Origin of the sequence: Bradyrhizobium sp. WSM1417, assembly GCF_000515415.1 — a bacterium.
Classification (GTDB): Bacteria; Pseudomonadota; Alphaproteobacteria; order Rhizobiales; family Xanthobacteraceae; genus Bradyrhizobium.
Genome location: NZ_KI911783.1, coordinates 2,717,016 through 2,732,948 on the forward strand (window position 1 = coordinate 2,717,016; position 15,933 = coordinate 2,732,948).

Consider the following 15,933-nt stretch of genomic DNA (forward strand, 5'->3'; position numbering starts at 1 on the left):
CGGTGCGACGCTGCGCTACTTTCCTTCTAGAATGTTCACCGGGGTCCAATCCGACCCCGGTGGATTTGTAGCGAGCGCAGTCGCGCGCTTGCCAAAAAGCGCTGACGCCGGATCCATTTCCGCCGTTCGCCCGAACGCATCAGCCGCCTTCGCAAAATCCCTTGCCCGCCAGCACGCCAGCCCTTCCGCATACGCGGCGGCAATTTTCGTCTGCCCGGCACTCTCCGTGCCCTTCTCCGCGAGGGGCTCGAACACCTTGATCGCCTCGCCGCGTCCTATCACTTTGATGGCGTCGAGCTCGCGCCAGATGAAAGTATCCCCTGTCTGTGCGACAGTCGTTTCTGACGCCATGATGGAGGTGCCATAATATTTGTTGGCGCCTTCGAGCCGCGAGGCGACGTTCACGGTGTCGCTCATCACGGTGTAGTTGAAGCGGCGGCGGGAGCCGATATTGCCGACCACGGCCTCGCCGCTGTTGAGCCCGATGCGGTGCGACAGGCCGTGGCCGGCGAAGGCGGCGCTGCCGGCGTTGAGCTCCGCCAACTTTTCGTGACATTTCAGCGCGGCATGGACGGCGTGGCGCGCATGCGCGGGATCGTCGGCGGGCGCACCGAACATGGCGACAATGGAATCGCCGATATATTTGTCCACGTAGCCGCCATGGCTCTCGATGATGTCAGTCATGGCCGACAGATATTCGTTCATCAGCGTCACCAGCTCGCCCGGCGTCATTGACTCGGCGATGGAGGAGAAGCCGCTCAGGTCGGAGAAGAACATGGTGACGTTGCGCATTTCGCCGCCGAGCACCGGCATCTTGCCGGAGGCCACCATCGTCTCGATCACTTCGGGCGCGAGATAGAAGGCAAAGCTCCTGCGCAGGAAACGCTCGTCACGATCGGACAGCACGAAACGGTAGCCGATGATCATCGCGAGCGCGGCAAGGCTTGCGAGTGCCGGCTCGGTCAGCGGCAGCGCCAAGGCGTGGACGAATGCACCGACGGCCACAGCGGCGTATACCACGGTGAGGCCGAACCATGCGATCAGTGCGCCACCCGGTGCGAGCACGCACGCCGCGCAGGCCACGATCGCCGCGAACACGATGGTGAGAATGCTCCGCAGTGGAAAGCCGAGCTCGGTCACCGCATCGCGTTCGATCAGATTTCGCACTGCGTTGGCGTGCACGAAGACACCGGCGACGTCGCTGCGCGCCTTTTGTACGGTGCTTGCCGCGGCGGGCTGGGCGCATCGTGGCCCCGGTGTTCCGTCATACCCGCCGGACAGTCGCATCGAGGTGAGCTTGCGATCATCGAAATTCAGGGCGGTGCCGAGCAGCACGACCTTGCCGCCGAAGGCGCGGCGAAAGAAATCGCGGTCGCCTGTTTCGACGCAGGCTCGCAGATCGGCGAAGGAGAAAGTCGGGATATCGTGGCCCAGTCCTCGAAAATTGAGGGCCAGTGTATTCGGCACCGCGCTCGGAATTGCATAACCGGACAATTCGGTCGCGCCGGACGGTGCAATCTCGGGCTTTCCATCGAGCGCGCGCGCGGCGAGCTCGACCGCCATCGCGGGGACCGGCTTGCCGTCGATCGAGAAGCTCAGCGGCATTCGCCGGATTACGTCGTCAGTGTCAGTATGGACGTTGAGGGCGCGGATATTGTTTCTCACCACCAATTGCTGCGCGCGGTCGGGCCTTTCCTGATGGTCGTTGCTCAAGATCTCGCCGAGCACCAGCTTGCCGCTGTCGGACAGCTTCCGCAGGGCGATGAGATAGTCTCGGTCGAATCCCTTTAGTCGCGCGCCAAGCGGCGCATCGCCAAAGGGAATCTCCGACTGCTCGATCGAGCTCGGGAAGATGACGTCGAAGCCGATCACCTTGGCGCCGCCGTCGTCGATGCTGCCGAGAACCCGGCCGATCTCGCGGGTCCAGGTCTGCGTTGGCGATCCCTTGAACGGCGGAGTGTCGTAGGTCTCGCCGTCGATAGCCACGACGACGACCGGTGATGCCGCGGGATCGCGGTGGTCGCCGACAAGCTTGCCGCGCAGTGCTGTGAGGATGTCGAGCGACAGGCCCTGCAGCGTCTGCAACGGCGGAGACGCCACGACGGCGCCTGCAAGAAGCGCAATCAGGATCGCTGCAACAATGTCCCGTCTGCCGATCCGCCGCATCGCCCGTCGCTAGCTGCCTATTCGAGCCGCAGCAGGCGCCCGACGATCGGCGTCGGCGACGACGTGGCGCTGGGATCGACCTGGAAGGCGTAACGCTTGGTGCCGAGGATGGCGAGATAGCTGCCGCCCGGCGTCAGCGACTTCCCGGCCTTGGCGAAGTCATAGAACTTGCCTCCGACCATCGTCTCGCTCTTGAGCGGCACGCTGATCGTGGGCTCCTTGCCATCGGTGCGCTCGATCACCAGGGTGCTGCCGCTCTTGGCCTGCACCAACGGCGCGACGCCGTAGAGCGTCGGCAGCTTGGCCGGAGCGTTGCCCTTGGCGTCCGACCGCATGGTGCGGAAGGTGGTCGCGGCACTCTGGTTCGCCTCGCGCTCCGACAGTTTTGCCGCGTTGGTATCGCAGGGCACCTTTTCCCGCTTGACCTCGCCGAGTTGCACGGTGCTCTGCTCGGTGCCGACCATGACGACACCTTCGCTGATAGTCTCGCGCTGGCACGATTTGAGATAGCTGAGCGTAATGGTTGCCTTGGGCCCCAGCTTGATGATCTTGCCCGGCGCCACATAATCCATGAACGCGACGCCGTCGACCTTGCCTTGCACATCCTCGACGATAGCGGCCGGGGTCTCCGCCAAAGCGGGGGCAGCAAGACAGCATGCGCCGACAACAGCGCCGATCAGGCTTTTCATGGCAATTCTCATCCAATTCGACCGATATTTGTCCGGTCCCCGCCCAGGCCCGATGCTTAGCAGCGAAACGCCCAGGCAAGTGTGACCGGAATCACTCTCAGATATCAGTGCACTCTATCAGGAAGAGGTTCAAACCGGCGACCGGAGAAGAAGTGCGCCGGCAAGCTGTTGGCCGGATGGATCATGTCATTCGGCTGGGACGGCCTGGACCGGGTAGCCCTCCGCTGCACTCTCTATATCTATAATGGGCGCGAGCGTGGCCTCGGTCTTCTGATACGGCGTCGCCTGCTGACCGGCGGCGATCTCGACCACTTCCTCCCAGCGCGACAGGAAGGCCTCGACACAGGCCGGGTCGAACTGCCGGCCCTGGTTTTCTTCCAGATAGTCTCGCGCCACGTTCAGCGGCATCGGCTGTTTATACGGCCGTCGCGTCGTCAAGGCGTCGAAGACGGCGACGACCGATGCCGCTCGTGGTTACCGCCCCCTTGAGTGACGGCCAGAATTGGAGCAGGACTTTCCGCAATAAGTTTCAACAATTTCTCATTTATGCGTCGTAATCTCGCGGTCATGGAAAAGCGCAAAGTACGCCGACGGCGCGTCTTCAAAGCCGCAATGATCCAATTTCCCGGAGGCGCCTTCAGTTGCGTGGTGCGTGACCTCTCGGACGTCGGAGCCCTCTTGGAGGTACCAGGTCAAATTGGCATTCCGCACGAGTTCAGTTTAAGCATTCCGACGGCGGAATTGCAGCGGCCGTGTCGAGCCGTGTGGCGTTCGGCCAAGGGCATCGGGATCGCTTTTGTGTCCGAGGAGACAGTTTTGTCGTAGACGCAAATCTGACTTTCTCCCACGGCTGAAGTATTTCAGGTACAATGCTCATTAGGGGTCGGTTGTGGCATCTGTGCTTCTGGTTGAGGATTAATCGCTTATCCGCATGATGATTGCGGACATGCTGGCGGAACTCGGTCATAGCGTCGCTGGTGAAGCTAAAGATTGCAAAGCGGGCTCTTGTTTACATCTGCATCGGGCATCGATGCAGCCATCCTCGATATACTGCTGGAAACAGATAGTTCTGAACCGATCCCAGAATTGCTGAAAGGCAGGCGCATTCCGTTTGCGTTTGCTGGCGGATACGGTGCCGACGGGTGAAGGGGTTTAAGAACCCGTCTTTGAAAAACCATTCCCTCTCGAGGAGCTTGAACGCGGTTGAGCGTCTCTGTTGCGCTAGCAAAGCTCAGCCGTTTGTTGCAGGACGCGGGCCAGCTCTTCCTCCGAGAACGGCTTTCGGCATGGGAGGGACGACTGGTCGGGGCTCCCCAAGGTCCCCGTGCCCGGCTGGAGGCGTCGGCACGAGGAAGCCGTTAACGCGCGCAGCCTGTCTCGCTGGGTCAGACGCCGAACGAACGCGTTATCTGCTTTGCCATGACGAGAACCGCATCAGTATACTTCCCGTTTGATACTTGATGATCGCACAACGCCAAAAAAAGCAGCGCGAAAGTAGCAATCATGCACGCTTTGAGCATAACGGTCTCTCCCACGAAGAGACTGCCAACCGAGCAGGTTTAGACGATAACTAGCGGAACCGAAGTCGCTGCCGCGACGAGTTGCTGGCTCTCGACATTGGCAATGACCTATTAAGGTTCCGTAAAATCAGAACTAAAGAGGCAAGCGCCGGCGGGACTGCAGATCTCTGCAGTCGACCCGGCGAGTGCGCCTGATCAGCCTTGCCGCCGCTCACGTTGCGCCACTCTCGAGATCGAAGCTGCCGCTTAGCGGACTTGAAGCCCTTCTGTCACCGGCCAAAACTGGCCTGCTTGCTGATCAATTTTGGACGATTCCAGTTTGCTTTCTGACTATCAACAAGGGGAGAGCGCGGTGCCCGCTGTGCCACCGGCGCAATAGGTTGCCATTTGCACAAAGCTTGGCGATTCGCGAAAGAAGGTCATGAAGGCGGGCGAGAATAGTGGCAGCAAAAGCGAACAAAAAGTACCCCGCCGAAGCGGGGTTGTTGATGCGATGCTGGTCAATGCTAACCTTTAGCCATGCATTCTTTGACATACGCCCGCTTCTTCGACAGATGGAGCCCCTGCGCAGAAGCCTCCTTCTTGCATACCTTCTGCCTCGTGAGCCACTCGGGGCTCTGCGTCGCACTCCCTGCAAGCGCAGGCGTGGCGATTGCAGCTGCCAGCGCAGCGGCTGTGATAACGGCAATGTATTTCATAAAATCTCCAGAAGTGTGATGCACCGAGGACCATGTTAGGTTCCCTGATCACGAAGGCAATGTAGAGGGCGCTCAAAATAGCATCAAACTCGCTCGCGCTTTGAATAATGAAGAGGCAGCCTGGCGAAGAACCATGCAAGCGCGCGCTACCTCCCGTCTTCTGATTTCGGCGAAGTTCGTTTTCATGCCGACTTCTGGTCGTCCACACAGCCGAAAGTTGGCGAGCCGTCGTACACCGGCAACAGGCACGACGCGTCGCCCCAACTTCCGCTTGTGGCCCTGTCCGCCCTCGATGATCAATTGCAGACTATAGGGCGCTCGTGACCTACGTTCGTCGTTAATCAACCCCGCTGAAGGGCACGCGCCCACACGGCGGTGGAAGGTTCGGGGATGCCGTACCTTGCAGTACCCAGGTCCGGGTGGTTCAAATAATGCAGCGGAGCGCGCGCTGCGGTTTTCCGGAATTCCTTCAAGCGCCGGGGCTGATGTCGATTGCCGCTGTGCGCCGGGTCGAGACCGCCGACGACGGCATAGAATTGTTCTGAGTTTGTCGCCTGCGTTGCGCATGCGGCACCGGCAATTGAGCAATCAGCTTTGCAGTCCGTTAACCGTGCCGCAATACGCGGCGTATGGGTCATTGTCACGCCCTGGAGTTGATTGCAAATACGTCTGAATACTATGACGGATGTTTTTCATGCTGAGCGACGGCAAATATGCGGCCTGGTTCAGGACTCCGCGTGGCCAGGGCACGGGCCTTGTGGACCTTGTCGACGGGCGGATCTCCGGCCGTGACAGCTTCTTCACCTATGGCGGCTCCTATCAGGTCCATGAGCAGAGTTTCACGGCCGTCCTGACCGTTAAACGTCATACCGAGGGCAACCCGAGCGTATTTGGTCCCGATGAGGTCGAGGTCAACCTGACGGGCAAATGCAGCGGCGCGATGGCTACTTGCTCGGGCACAGCGCGAGAGGTGCCAGACGTTCGGTTCGAGTGCACGCTGATCTATAGTCAGGAAGGAGCACTGCCAGCCGATGCCAAGAGCGCGGTCGTCAAGCTCAATCCCGATAAATTGCCCAAGGGGCTCGACAGCCGGTCGCGGTCGCGGGCGCGGGCGCCGTTCGCGCCCGGGTGATTGGGGGGCGTCTCCCGGGTGCGAGTCGGTAGGTAAAGCAAAGCCGCTCGGACGGGCGCCCTCGAGTAGCGCCGTAGCGGGCCGGCGGCTTTGCAGTGGTCACAGGCAGTCCTCCGGCAGGATCAGGTTGCGACACGGCAACGCAACCGACAAAGCTGCGACCTTTAATCTGGCCTGGCTTCAGGCTCGCTAGGTTAGAATGGCAGCCAAAGACGGCATCCCTGGACGTTCTGCTCTGCCGGAGAACCGACCGCTCGACAAGCTGGCCTGCCTCCGTTCTGATGATGTTTCCAGAAATCGACAGCCGCACGCGATTACTCCGGCAGCTGAGCAAAGAACTCCCCGCTCGTCCTGCTCGCTCGCCCCCGCTGCTTTCGAAAGCGCTGCAAGCGAGCGTAGACCGCCTGACGCGTGCGGCCCAGCTCTTCTCCGATCTCGTCAGCTGTGGCGCCCTCGCCGAACAGCGCGAGCAGTCTCCCCTCTTCGTTCGGCAACCACGGACGCGTTAAGGAGCGATTATTGGTCATCCGCAAAGCCCTGCAACGTTCTAAATGCGCGGCGGCGCCGGTCGGCGCGACGGGTCCGGAGATCGGGAGGGCCGCTCCGTGCGTGGCGGCGCTGGCAAGCGGCCTGGCTCAGGCGCGCGGTTTCCGCGCGTCATCCATGCTGCTAGACGCGCGTAACTTCGCCTGAGAGCAGGCACCAACCAGGTCGATACATCATCGCGGTCCATGCCGTCCAAGAATGCCTTGAATCCCTTTAAAAAACATTCATGGCTGATCATCAATGGCACGAAGCCTCCCGATGATCGAAACTGGACCGTAAGACGATACTGCAGGACATTGCACACCGGCAAAGCTCACCCCGGGTTTTCAATCAGCATCACCGCCAAATTCCAGACTCCCGCGCGATCTCCATTGGGTTTCCACCGGAAGATGCCCGCCACACCAGAATCGCGCTCGCTCTCCTGCGAAGCCGTTGAGCGGGTGGCGCATCCGGTGACGAGGCGACTGGGCAACGACTCCCCGGTAGATGGCGGAAACTGCGTCAGCCCGCTCCGACAAAAGATCGGCAGGCCGTACGCTGGCGACCAAATTTCATGCTCGCGGCGGCGCCGCCGAGACCCCCCAACCAATAGGCGGCCAACCGCTGGCAAAAGGATGAGCCTGTCTGCGAGCTGCAGGGTGGGTGCGAGCGTCCATGATTATCCTTCGAGCAGATAGTCGGCGAGCTCATAGAGAAAGATCAGCCAACCCAAGGTGCTGAGCGTTATGGCTGCGATGTACGTGATCTGGCGCGCTTTGTCGGACATTGCATCTTTCGATCAGCCCTCCAGCTGTAAGCCTTGATGGGCGGCCCGGCTGCTCAGAAAGCTTTCGCGTTACAATCGCCTTCGCATGAATTTTGCGCGCCGGCGTGCCGACACGGCAGCGCGCACGCCGTAGCCGCACAGGCCACCGGCAAGAAATGCGCCGAGCGCGATCGCGACTACCAAATTCAGATCGACCACAATCCGTCCTATGCCAAGTTTTCCCTAACGTCCTGCTGGCTGGAAGCGTTCCTCCATGCTCCCCAGTATCCTCTTGGGCCCTGCGCCCGGGCGCGTATTGGCCGCCCCAAAAGTGCGCGGACGGCGCCGGCCTCACTGTAGCTGGCGCGCATGCATTTGGCCGCAGAGCTTGACTTCCCGAGGCTGGCGCCCCGTAATCAGGTATTCGGAGTCGATTATGGACAGCCGTATTTTGGTTTCTGCATTTGTTGGCGTTTTTTGCTTCGTTTTGATCCTGGCTTCGATCACGACCTACAGGCACATTTCGCATGGGTCGGAGCCGGTCATTTCAAGGCCGAGTTGACGCTCCGATAAACAAAAAGACCGCTCAAAGGCCTCTCTGCTGCTGACTGGGCTGACATCAGGCGGCGCCGACAGCTGATGCTCAGCTATGTCGGCGACAAGCAGCCGTTGAACCAACTCCGCAGAAAGCCAGCATCATCATGCTCAATTGGCAGGTGCGGGGATCGCGCTATGGTAGTGACCGCGACGTTGTCGAAGTGGTACTGAGAAGGCCAATTAGAAGCGGCAGATGCGGGCAACGCAGCAGTTATAAGCGGCTGCGGGACGCCGCTGCCTGCCTGTAGGGCACCTCGGCGCAACGCGTTGCTCCTGTGTTTCCAGGGATTTCGCCGAGGTTACGAAATGCTTCGTGCAAAACTGGAGAACAGGTCCGCGCTTCTCGCTAGTGGACGCGACTTCCTTTGTCACCGGCTTTGCATACGCCGCACCTCACCGGCGGGACGCCTCTTCGCGATCGTGCCTGCGATCGACACACGTAATTCGCACATTCAATCATCAATCTCAAAAGAGACTTCATGATGGTTTGCCGCCTGCGGCTGGCGGAGGAGCACATGACTTACCTCAAACCACCGCGGGACGATGGCTGCTCGGCAGCTGACACACTCGCCGACTTCTATTTCGTCTCGCATAAGGGCGTGCTACAAGGCTCCGCTATCGGCGGCGGCGCCGAAGCGCTCGGCTCCCGTGCTCCGGACCAGGTGCGGACCTCCAGGCACGGGGGCCGGATTGGCGCTGAATTGCCATCGTAATTGGCGCAATGGCGCCCGCTTGTAGTGGCGACCGTGGCTACACGTCTCGGCAAGCAATACCGAAATTGTCACAAACGAGAGCGAACGACTCCTTTGCCTTCGCATCCTCGAAGCAAAAACGGGTTCCGACCTCCGCGCGATCGATCCACCAATCAAGATTCTTGCCTTTGGCGATGCGGGAAGCTTCGCCGCGCAGGAGGTCCAGTTGTCTTCCGGCAGCATGAACGACAAGGCAATTTTCTTTGGGCACTACTATCCTCCCATGGCGATCAGAAAGTCGCGATAAATCCAGGCAAATTGGATAAATAAATTGCGGTGGCGGCCATCTTGACTCTGGCGCAAAGCACTGTGAACACGAACGCTGCAGCAGGTGACTGCTGCGGCCGGCGCGTCAAAATCCGGGTGGAAAGCTCGAAGCCCCCGGTGAACCTCGTACCGGAGATTTCCGGGCTCTGATATGATCCAGTTCACAAACGGCAGCGTGCTCAACATGCGTCGAAGTGCGGGTGTATCAAGCTCCTCGGCAGCTTGACGGCCTTGAAAGGCGATCGCGCTGTGACGCGTCCTCTCGGCATGCAGAGCTGGGCGAGGCCGCTGCGTAATACGGTATTTTGTCCCGGTACCAGAGTCGCGCTGCCGATCCATCCGTTGAGCAAACGAGAGAATGTATTTTGGGCGCATCCGAGAGCTTTGAGGCCGCTGTCCAGCCGGCTCTCCGAGCGGTCGCGAAACTCTACGCTGCAAGTTGAGGATCGGCAAAGCTCTCATCCGCCTCGGCATCCGGGCCCAGGCCGTCCAGGCTCGCGATCAACTTGTGTCATGACAGCGAATATTGCACCGCATCGTCAGAAGTGGTGATTGACGGCCAAGCTCAAGGAGCGCCCACGTGAACGCCGCGAGCAAGCTCATGCTGACTTTGCGGGGGTAGGAGCCGTTGGTTGCTCACGGAGCCCTTTCGCGTGCGCGCCGAGGGGCGCGACCGTCGTGACGATGGCGACAATCAGTGCGGTCCAGAAGCACACGTCGAACGCGATCAAAAGTAGTTTGCGCATCTTGCTGCTCTCGCCGATGAACGGACCGACGCGGCCGAATATGTTGGCGCGCCGGCTCCGCCATGAGGGCCCCATCGGGGCAAAGCACGGTTTGAGCACGCTAGTTTGTGAGCGTCGACAACCGGACTCTCGGATCAAGCTTGATATCGCGCGGGCAGGTTGATTCTGGAAAGCCGGCCCGCGAAAACTCGGCCCGGCTAGACCACGAGGTCGCAAGCAGCATCAAGATGTTGTTCTACCCGTCGAGCCAAGCATCGATGCGAGGCTTAACAACTAGGAACCTAAACAAAAACGCCGTAGCAAGGACGAAGAATACTGCGGTAGTCGTGTGCATTGCGCTTGCTCCTGCAGGCCCCGTTACTTTTAATAACCCGACGCCTCACGTGTCGGTTGTTGCGGTTCTGGGCCTGTAGTTAAGGCCGCTGCCGTTTGGCTGCTGACCTGACGTTGGGGGCCCAAAATCGAGATCGCAGATAAGCTTTCTGGCTCCCGAGTTAGATCCGGGCCGGGCAGGCGCGTGCTTGGGCAAGTGGTTTCCTCCGCTAACGCGGAAGGGCCTGCCCAGGGCGAGGCGCTGTTTCAGGTCGAGGCAGACATCCAAGAAATGTCCTGATCAGGCATCACAGGGAAAGCTATGGCTGAGCGCGCTGATCTCGCAGCTACGTGGGCGTGTTGATCTCATGAGTCGAATCCTCCAGAAAGGGGCCACCCTTGGAATGTCCGATGTATGCCAGCCGACGTACTGGTGCTTGCGCTGCGACTGAAATGCGTGAATGGAATGCTGCATTCAACGAGGCGCGGACCGTCGAGGCGACGCTTCGATATGCGACCTTCGAAGACGGGAAGGTGGCGACATTGAAGAGCTCGGTCGTATGGAAGAAATAGCAGCACGAGATGCGATGAAATGAATCGACGGCCTTGTAGACATGCCGCCCGTGCTATCGCTTGCGGTTGAATTCGCCGGTAGCTCTCGGTTTATTGTATAAGTGCTTCCAGGTGCGAGCTTTAAGCCTGCACCTGAGCCAGGTTATCCGGTTGATTTAAGCGGATGCGCCTTCTGGTGCCAGGCCCAGGCGGTGCGGATCACGGTCGACAGATCGGAATGTCGCGGCACGAAGTCCAGCACCTTTCGGGCGGCCGAGGGGTCTGCGACGAGATAGGTGGGATCACCGGCGCGGCGCGGCTTGACGACATGCGGCACCTCGCGCCCGGTCTCCTGCCTGATGGCAGTGAGGATCTCGCGCACCGAGAAGCCTGAGCCGGTGCCGAGATTGAAGCTGCCGCCAGCATGCCCCAATTCCAGCAGCTTCAAAGCCGCGACATGGGCAGCAGCGAGATCGGCAACGTGGATGTAGTCGCGGATCGCGGTTCCGTCGGGCGTGTCGTAGTCGTCGCCGAACACGGCGAAGTCGACATGCCCCTGCAGCGCCATCATCGCGCGGGGAATAAGATGCGTCTCGTTTTCACGCAATTCGCCGATGCCGCCTGCCGGATCGGCGCCGCTGGCATTGAAATAGCGCAAGCAGAATGCGCCGAAGCCGTAAGCTGCACGGTAGTCGGCGAGCATGCGCTCGATCATCCACTTCGAAGCACCGTATGGGTTGATCGGCGAACAGGGAAAGTCCTCCCGTAGCGCCTTGGAATCGGCACTACCGTAGACTGCGCCGGTCGAGGAGAATACGACGCGGCGGCAGCCGGCGTTGCGCATCGCCTGGAGCAGTGACAGCGTGCCCTGAACGTTGTTGATATAGTATTTCTGCGGGTCGCTCATGGACTCGCCGACAAGGCTCGCCGCCGCGAAATGCATCACCGCCTCGATTTTGTGATCGGCAAAGGCGCGAGCCAGTGTCGCGCCATCGAGCAGATCGCCCGTCACCAGCTCCCCTGTAACGAAGCCGCGATGACCCGTTGTGAGATTGTCATAAACAACGGGCCGATAGCCAGCAGCGAAGAGGGCACGGCAGGCATGCGAGCCAATATAGCCCGCGCCTCCTGTGACGAGAACAGTCGGTCGGTCGGTCATGTATGCTTACCCCAAAACGAGCGCAACGATCATCCAAGCCGCCGTTGCTAGCAGTAGATTCACGCAAAGCACAAGCAGCGCAAGGGAGAGCCACCGAGGTCCTTTGCGGCGCAAGCGGGCGAAGTGGTGCCTCAAGCACGATATGTCGCTCGAAAGGCTCTCGGCACAAGAGGTAGCTTTCGGCGGCATAGCAAGCGACGGAAATTCGAGCGAACTCAAGCAAATGCCTCTCGATTCACATATGGGATTGGACCGCCTGGCAGCAAACATCCGGAGCATAGAATTATCGCGTCCGCCTGCAAGCAGGTCGGTTCAGAAACGCCTCGAGGATCCAAGACGTCAGGGTTTGTTCGGCTGTATGGAGCGTACAATGCCCATTTTGCTCCTTCTCGGGAACGAGACATTCCGGGGCCGCTCGCCCGCAGGCCCCTCAACTTCTTCCATTGGGGTCACGCGTTCATCGCCCCCGCTTGTTTAACTTCAATTGACCATTTTGCCGCGAAAAGGTCCCGCGATCGCGCCGTCGCAACATTACCTTCAAACCTGCAACCTAGGTTGAGGCCCATAACAGGAAATGGACAGGGCATGCCTCAGATCTGGATGACTTATCAGGAGCTTGGGACACTTTGCGGAGTTAGTGCTGATCAGGCCAGATTGCAGGCTCAGCACCTGCTGCTGGATCGGCGTAGGAGCCGTGATGGAAACACCCGAGTGAAGTTGAATGCTCCCTTGATCGCCCGGTTCCTCGAGACAATGCGCGAAGCCGAGCCTGATCTCGACGACGCGATCGCTGCATTGCGCGATACTCACCAGCAAATGTCAGGAGGTTTCAGGCCGAGAAAGGTGAGTCTCGGCCGAGGAGCCGCCTAGCACGCCGCTCGCTCCTGACATCTTCGATCCGGTATGATCCTTCAACCGGAATTCTGCGCGACTGACAGTGTTCCACAGCGCATCGGGGGCAATGGGTACGGTCGGAGGATGCCATGAAGGAGCCCTGGCATCTTGCCGGTGCGACGTTGTTGCGCTCCGTCTGGTCGCGAGACAGTCGCTGGTTGCGAACGGTCAATTTGCAGGCCGAGCTCAAGGATGGCAACAACGTGCCGATGAACACGAGTACCGGTTAGGCAGGCGGAAGCCGGGTTCGACAGCGGCACGAAGGTTGTAACCTACACGGGCACGTGTTCCGATCTTCATGGGCCCGGCGCGGTCGACAAGAACGCCGGCACTGCCCTCGCATTCAGGTCGGCGTCGAGCCCGATCAAGGGCACGGGGACCTTCAGCGATATGCAGCCTGCGAATCTTCTGGGCGACAAGTTTGACGCGAACATCCACAGCGCGGCCATCGCCGAGCTGCGCGGACCGATGGCGAAGCAAGTCCACGTTTGTTCTTGACATCGGTTGATATGGTCCGCGTGGCGGAGGCCGGCGTTAGGTGGTCGGGCGGGGCAGAAAAGCAAGGATTGTCTGAGCAAAGAGGACGCCGACGATGCCGCCGGCCGCCCTCCTGCAGAACCTCCATGGCTGCGAAGCTGTGATCTGGGATCAGCATTTGTGCAAGCCCGAGTCCAGTTGCGACTGCGATTACGAGGCAGCAGCAATCCGACCTGGCAGCAGAAAGGACAGGAGAAAGCCAAGCAGGCCGTAAACGCTGAAGCGCTCAATGACAATGACCGATAGGACTCGGCATGGCCGACGATCACGGGCCTTCCTAACAGCCGGGCTAGCGTAGCGTAAGTGATGAGCGCAAGGCAGAGTCCGGCTGCCGTCATGAGATGATTGCGACGCATGTTGTAGCATAACCAATCCGTCGGCGGCATCGCTGCGAAAGGCATGAATATCGTTAAGGCGGTACAACTACCAGTGCTGTGCAGCCTTTGAGGACTGCGCGGCGAAACTGTGCAAGGCTTTTTCTAAAGCAACCTGTCCCCGATTGGGTCCCGCGCGGCCAGGCCAGCAGTGCGGTCTCGTTAATCGGAGTAGGGGTTGCAGTCGAGCGCTGCGAGGGCGAGCAGGTTGCCGAACTTCCGTGCGCCGGAGGCGATAGCGTTTGAAGTGTCCCCCGTAGCATCGTTGCCCTCCGCTTCGTTAGTCGGTGGGATTGCTCAAATGCATTTAGTGCGAAGATGGCCAGGAGCGCTTGCTGCATGAACAGTCTTTGGTGGGGCGTTGGCCCAAGCTATTGAAACGTGCGGCCCAACGAGACAGACGCCAGGCGTGATCCGAGCCATTCAGGCGGCGATTGAAAGTAACGAAGCCTCCGATTGCCGTGCAGTGGAGCTCGTTCGGAGGTGGCTGTCCACCCAGAGTACTCAGACTTTCTTGGCATTCTTTGGCTTGAACGAAACGCCGAGCCGCAGCGCCATGCGCTTGATCGCTTCAGGTGGTCGTCCGAGCTGTTTTGCTGCATCTTCCAGCGAGATCGAAGACTTCGCCAGCTCCATGAGCCGGCGATCCTCTTTGAATGACCAGGGCCTGCGTGCCATTTTCTCGGTTGATCCTCTCGTACACAAGACGAAAGCCGCCAAGCGGATGCTCAACGGCTTGCTCGGTTGGGCTGGGCATTTCGAAAGCCCGGTGAAGAGAGGGATAGGAGATCTGGAAAGTTTCGCAACAAACACCGGGTGTTAAGCTAACTCTTCAACCTTACCGGACGCAGCCGCGAGCCTGCTTGCCTTGCTGCGGGGCGACTGATCGGGTTTGGCCCGGTACTTAACTTTGGTGCGAGATCTGAATTGCGCGGACTTGGCCAAGGCGCTAGTTGCAGGTAATCTGCGCCGCCATCATTTGGGTGTAGACGGTAGAGATTATGTCTGGTGTGTATTTTGGGCTCAGGTGGCTTCACGCAATAGCCAGTATTAACTTTGGTATTTGACGCAGGTTGCAACATGATTGCTCCAGGCAACGCGCCTCCCCGAAGATATTTTGTTGATGCAGTTGGTCGGCGGGTTCTGATTGGCCTGACGATCGAGGAAACACAAGAATTCGAAGGCTTGGATCGGAAACAGGCCGGGCAGGGCACGAGCGATCGGGACGGAGAGACCACGAGTGCGCTCGGGCCCGATGAACAGAGATGGATGGCGCTTTACGAGAAGCATGACAGCGCTTGGCGGAACTGGATCGTTCACGCGGTCTGTGTCTAGTCGTTAAATCTTCATTAACCACAGAAGAGCGATCTTCTTCGAACGCTGATCTCGAACGAGTATTTCATCCATGTTCCAGCTGTTTCTGAGTGCTCGCAGCCAGAATTTCCTTCGCCGTGTCGGTGTGTCCGAATTTCGGGTGCGCTCGGCTGATCGAGACGCCGAAACCGATCAGCATCGGGTCGGAGCGATCATGGCTGCTATCGAGGGTGCTCTGGAGGCGGCGGAACGTGAGCGGGCGGGCCTTGGCCGGCGGGTCGACGATGTGTTAGCCCGAGCGGCGGTTACTCTTGGCAACGGCGACGACGAGTATCTGCATCGGGAGCCGCTCGATAGCCATCATCACGACCTGTTCGACGCCGAGATCGTAAACAGCCAGAAGCGGCTAAAAGAGCTTGGGACTGCGATCGCCCACTTCAGGTTCGTCAAGGTGGCCATGCAGAGCCGGTTCCCGGATTTTCGGCCTTGAGCGCCTTGGCGGCTTCATTAGACCCCAAGCCGTCGCGTGTGTCCTGACGCGAAAAAAGCTGACATCAGTGCGATCGGGCGCGGCTTAACGGACCTGGGCCGTTGGCGATCATTCCTCCGCGTGTAGCAAATCTCAACAGCGCGCCGCCGACATAACTGATTTGCAGCAGGACGGCAAAGGTTGCAACAGAACCGCAGGCTTGCCAAAGCGATTGCGGCGAGATCGCGCAAATCGCGACCGCCCCAACAAGAATAACAGGCACGAGGACGAAGACTCCGTACCGCAGACCGAGGACCAGCCCCGTCGAAATACTACCTGCTATCAGCAACATCGTTCAGGGACTCCAAACCGTCCCCTAGCTCTAGTGCCGGCGGTCTAAGATTGGCTGAAGTCGATGCTTCAATTTGTCTGCAACATGAACTTTGTTGGACATGAATCTCAGG

The 15,933-nt window shown here is 59.7% G+C and carries 13 protein-coding genes; 5 read left to right on the top strand and 8 right to left on the bottom strand.

Going from position 1 to position 15,933, the window contains the following annotated elements:
* Positions 1-15 precede the first annotated feature (15 nt).
* From BRA1417_RS0113045 to BRA1417_RS0113055, 3 genes are all read right to left on the bottom strand, one after another.
* A complete protein-coding gene (locus tag BRA1417_RS0113045; RefSeq protein WP_027516146.1) occupies positions 16-2,166 on the bottom strand; it encodes an adenylate/guanylate cyclase domain-containing protein in 2,151 nt (716 codons plus the stop codon).
* A gap of 17 nt (positions 2,167-2,183) precedes the next feature.
* Positions 2,184-2,855: a hypothetical protein gene (locus BRA1417_RS0113050; RefSeq protein WP_027516147.1), complete on the bottom strand. Its 672-nt coding sequence runs from the start codon at positions 2,853-2,855 to the stop codon at positions 2,184-2,186.
* 186 nt (positions 2,856-3,041) lie between these two features.
* Complete coding sequence (locus BRA1417_RS0113055) at positions 3,042-3,263, bottom strand: hypothetical protein (RefSeq protein WP_027516148.1); 222 nt, start codon at positions 3,261-3,263, stop codon at positions 3,042-3,044.
* Between the two features lie 159 nt (positions 3,264-3,422).
* Between BRA1417_RS0113055 and BRA1417_RS0113060 the strand changes: the two genes are divergently transcribed.
* Positions 3,423-3,680, top strand: a complete 258-nt coding sequence (locus tag BRA1417_RS0113060) for a PilZ domain-containing protein (RefSeq protein ID WP_063993707.1) — start codon at positions 3,423-3,425, stop codon at positions 3,678-3,680.
* 1,201 nt (positions 3,681-4,881) lie between these two features.
* Here the strand turns inward: BRA1417_RS0113060 and BRA1417_RS0113065 are convergent.
* A complete protein-coding gene (locus BRA1417_RS0113065) occupies positions 4,882-5,073 on the bottom strand; it encodes a hypothetical protein (RefSeq protein WP_027516150.1) in 192 nt (63 codons plus the stop codon).
* 694 nt (positions 5,074-5,767) lie between these two features.
* On the opposite strand from BRA1417_RS0113065, the gene BRA1417_RS0113075 reads away from it, so the two are divergent.
* The gene (locus BRA1417_RS0113075; protein ID WP_027516151.1) at positions 5,768-6,205 is read left to right on the top strand and encodes a hypothetical protein; all 438 of its coding nucleotides are present in this window, start codon (positions 5,768-5,770) and stop codon (positions 6,203-6,205) included.
* Between the two features lie 2,403 nt (positions 6,206-8,608).
* On the top strand, positions 8,609-8,806 hold the full coding sequence (locus BRA1417_RS0113095) for a hypothetical protein (RefSeq protein ID WP_156526836.1): 198 nt from the start codon (positions 8,609-8,611) through the stop codon (positions 8,804-8,806).
* A 37-nt stretch (positions 8,807-8,843) separates the two neighbouring features.
* Here the strand turns inward: BRA1417_RS0113095 and BRA1417_RS42705 are convergent, their stop codons facing one another.
* Positions 8,844-9,056, bottom strand: coding sequence for a hypothetical protein (locus BRA1417_RS42705; RefSeq protein ID WP_084462212.1), 213 nt, complete (start codon positions 9,054-9,056; stop codon positions 8,844-8,846).
* Between the two features lie 1,829 nt (positions 9,057-10,885).
* A complete protein-coding gene (galE, locus tag BRA1417_RS0113110) occupies positions 10,886-11,881 on the bottom strand; it encodes a UDP-glucose 4-epimerase GalE (RefSeq protein ID WP_027516155.1) in 996 nt (331 codons plus the stop codon).
* Between the two features lie 983 nt (positions 11,882-12,864).
* Between galE and BRA1417_RS43945 the strand changes: the two genes are divergently transcribed.
* A complete protein-coding gene (locus BRA1417_RS43945; RefSeq protein ID WP_156948713.1) occupies positions 12,865-13,005 on the top strand; it encodes a hypothetical protein in 141 nt (46 codons plus the stop codon).
* 1,185 nt (positions 13,006-14,190) lie between these two features.
* On the opposite strand, the gene BRA1417_RS46000 is transcribed toward BRA1417_RS43945, so the two are convergent.
* Complete coding sequence (locus BRA1417_RS46000; RefSeq protein WP_256375666.1) at positions 14,191-14,322, bottom strand: hypothetical protein; 132 nt, start codon at positions 14,320-14,322, stop codon at positions 14,191-14,193.
* 769 nt (positions 14,323-15,091) lie between these two features.
* Between BRA1417_RS46000 and BRA1417_RS0113140 the strand changes: the two genes are divergently transcribed.
* Positions 15,092-15,490: a hypothetical protein gene (locus tag BRA1417_RS0113140; RefSeq protein WP_027516158.1), complete on the top strand. Its 399-nt coding sequence runs from the start codon at positions 15,092-15,094 to the stop codon at positions 15,488-15,490.
* Positions 15,491-15,554: 64 nt separating this feature from the next.
* On the opposite strand, the gene BRA1417_RS43955 is transcribed toward BRA1417_RS0113140, so the two are convergent.
* Positions 15,555-15,821: a hypothetical protein gene (locus BRA1417_RS43955; protein WP_156948715.1), complete on the bottom strand. Its 267-nt coding sequence runs from the start codon at positions 15,819-15,821 to the stop codon at positions 15,555-15,557.
* Positions 15,822-15,933 lie beyond the last annotated feature (112 nt).

What these genes read in the sequence shown, in the direction of transcription:
- BRA1417_RS0113045 (WP_027516146.1), bottom strand. Translation starts at nt 2,166, where the DNA reads ATGCGGCGGATCGGCAGACGGGACATTGTTGCAGCGATCCTGATTGCG.
- BRA1417_RS0113050 (WP_027516147.1), bottom strand. Translation starts at nt 2,855, where the DNA reads ATGAAAAGCCTGATCGGCGCTGTTGTCGGCGCATGCTGTCTTGCTGCC.
- BRA1417_RS0113055 (WP_027516148.1), bottom strand. Translation starts at nt 3,263, where the DNA reads ATGCCGCTGAACGTGGCGCGAGACTATCTGGAAGAAAACCAGGGCCGG.
- BRA1417_RS0113060 (WP_063993707.1), top strand. Translation starts at nt 3,423, where the DNA reads ATGGAAAAGCGCAAAGTACGCCGACGGCGCGTCTTCAAAGCCGCAATG.
- BRA1417_RS0113065 (WP_027516150.1), bottom strand. Translation starts at nt 5,073, where the DNA reads ATGAAATACATTGCCGTTATCACAGCCGCTGCGCTGGCAGCTGCAATC.
- BRA1417_RS0113075 (WP_027516151.1), top strand. Translation starts at nt 5,768, where the DNA reads ATGCTGAGCGACGGCAAATATGCGGCCTGGTTCAGGACTCCGCGTGGC.
- BRA1417_RS0113095 (WP_156526836.1), top strand. Translation starts at nt 8,609, where the DNA reads ATGACTTACCTCAAACCACCGCGGGACGATGGCTGCTCGGCAGCTGAC.
- galE (WP_027516155.1), bottom strand. Translation starts at nt 11,881, where the DNA reads ATGACCGACCGACCGACTGTTCTCGTCACAGGAGGCGCGGGCTATATT.
- BRA1417_RS43945 (WP_156948713.1), top strand. Translation starts at nt 12,865, where the DNA reads ATGAAGGAGCCCTGGCATCTTGCCGGTGCGACGTTGTTGCGCTCCGTC.
- BRA1417_RS46000 (WP_256375666.1), bottom strand. Translation starts at nt 14,322, where the DNA reads ATGGAGCTGGCGAAGTCTTCGATCTCGCTGGAAGATGCAGCAAAACAG.
- BRA1417_RS0113140 (WP_027516158.1), top strand. Translation starts at nt 15,092, where the DNA reads ATGTTCCAGCTGTTTCTGAGTGCTCGCAGCCAGAATTTCCTTCGCCGT.
- BRA1417_RS43955 (WP_156948715.1), bottom strand. Translation starts at nt 15,821, where the DNA reads ATGTTGCTGATAGCAGGTAGTATTTCGACGGGGCTGGTCCTCGGTCTG.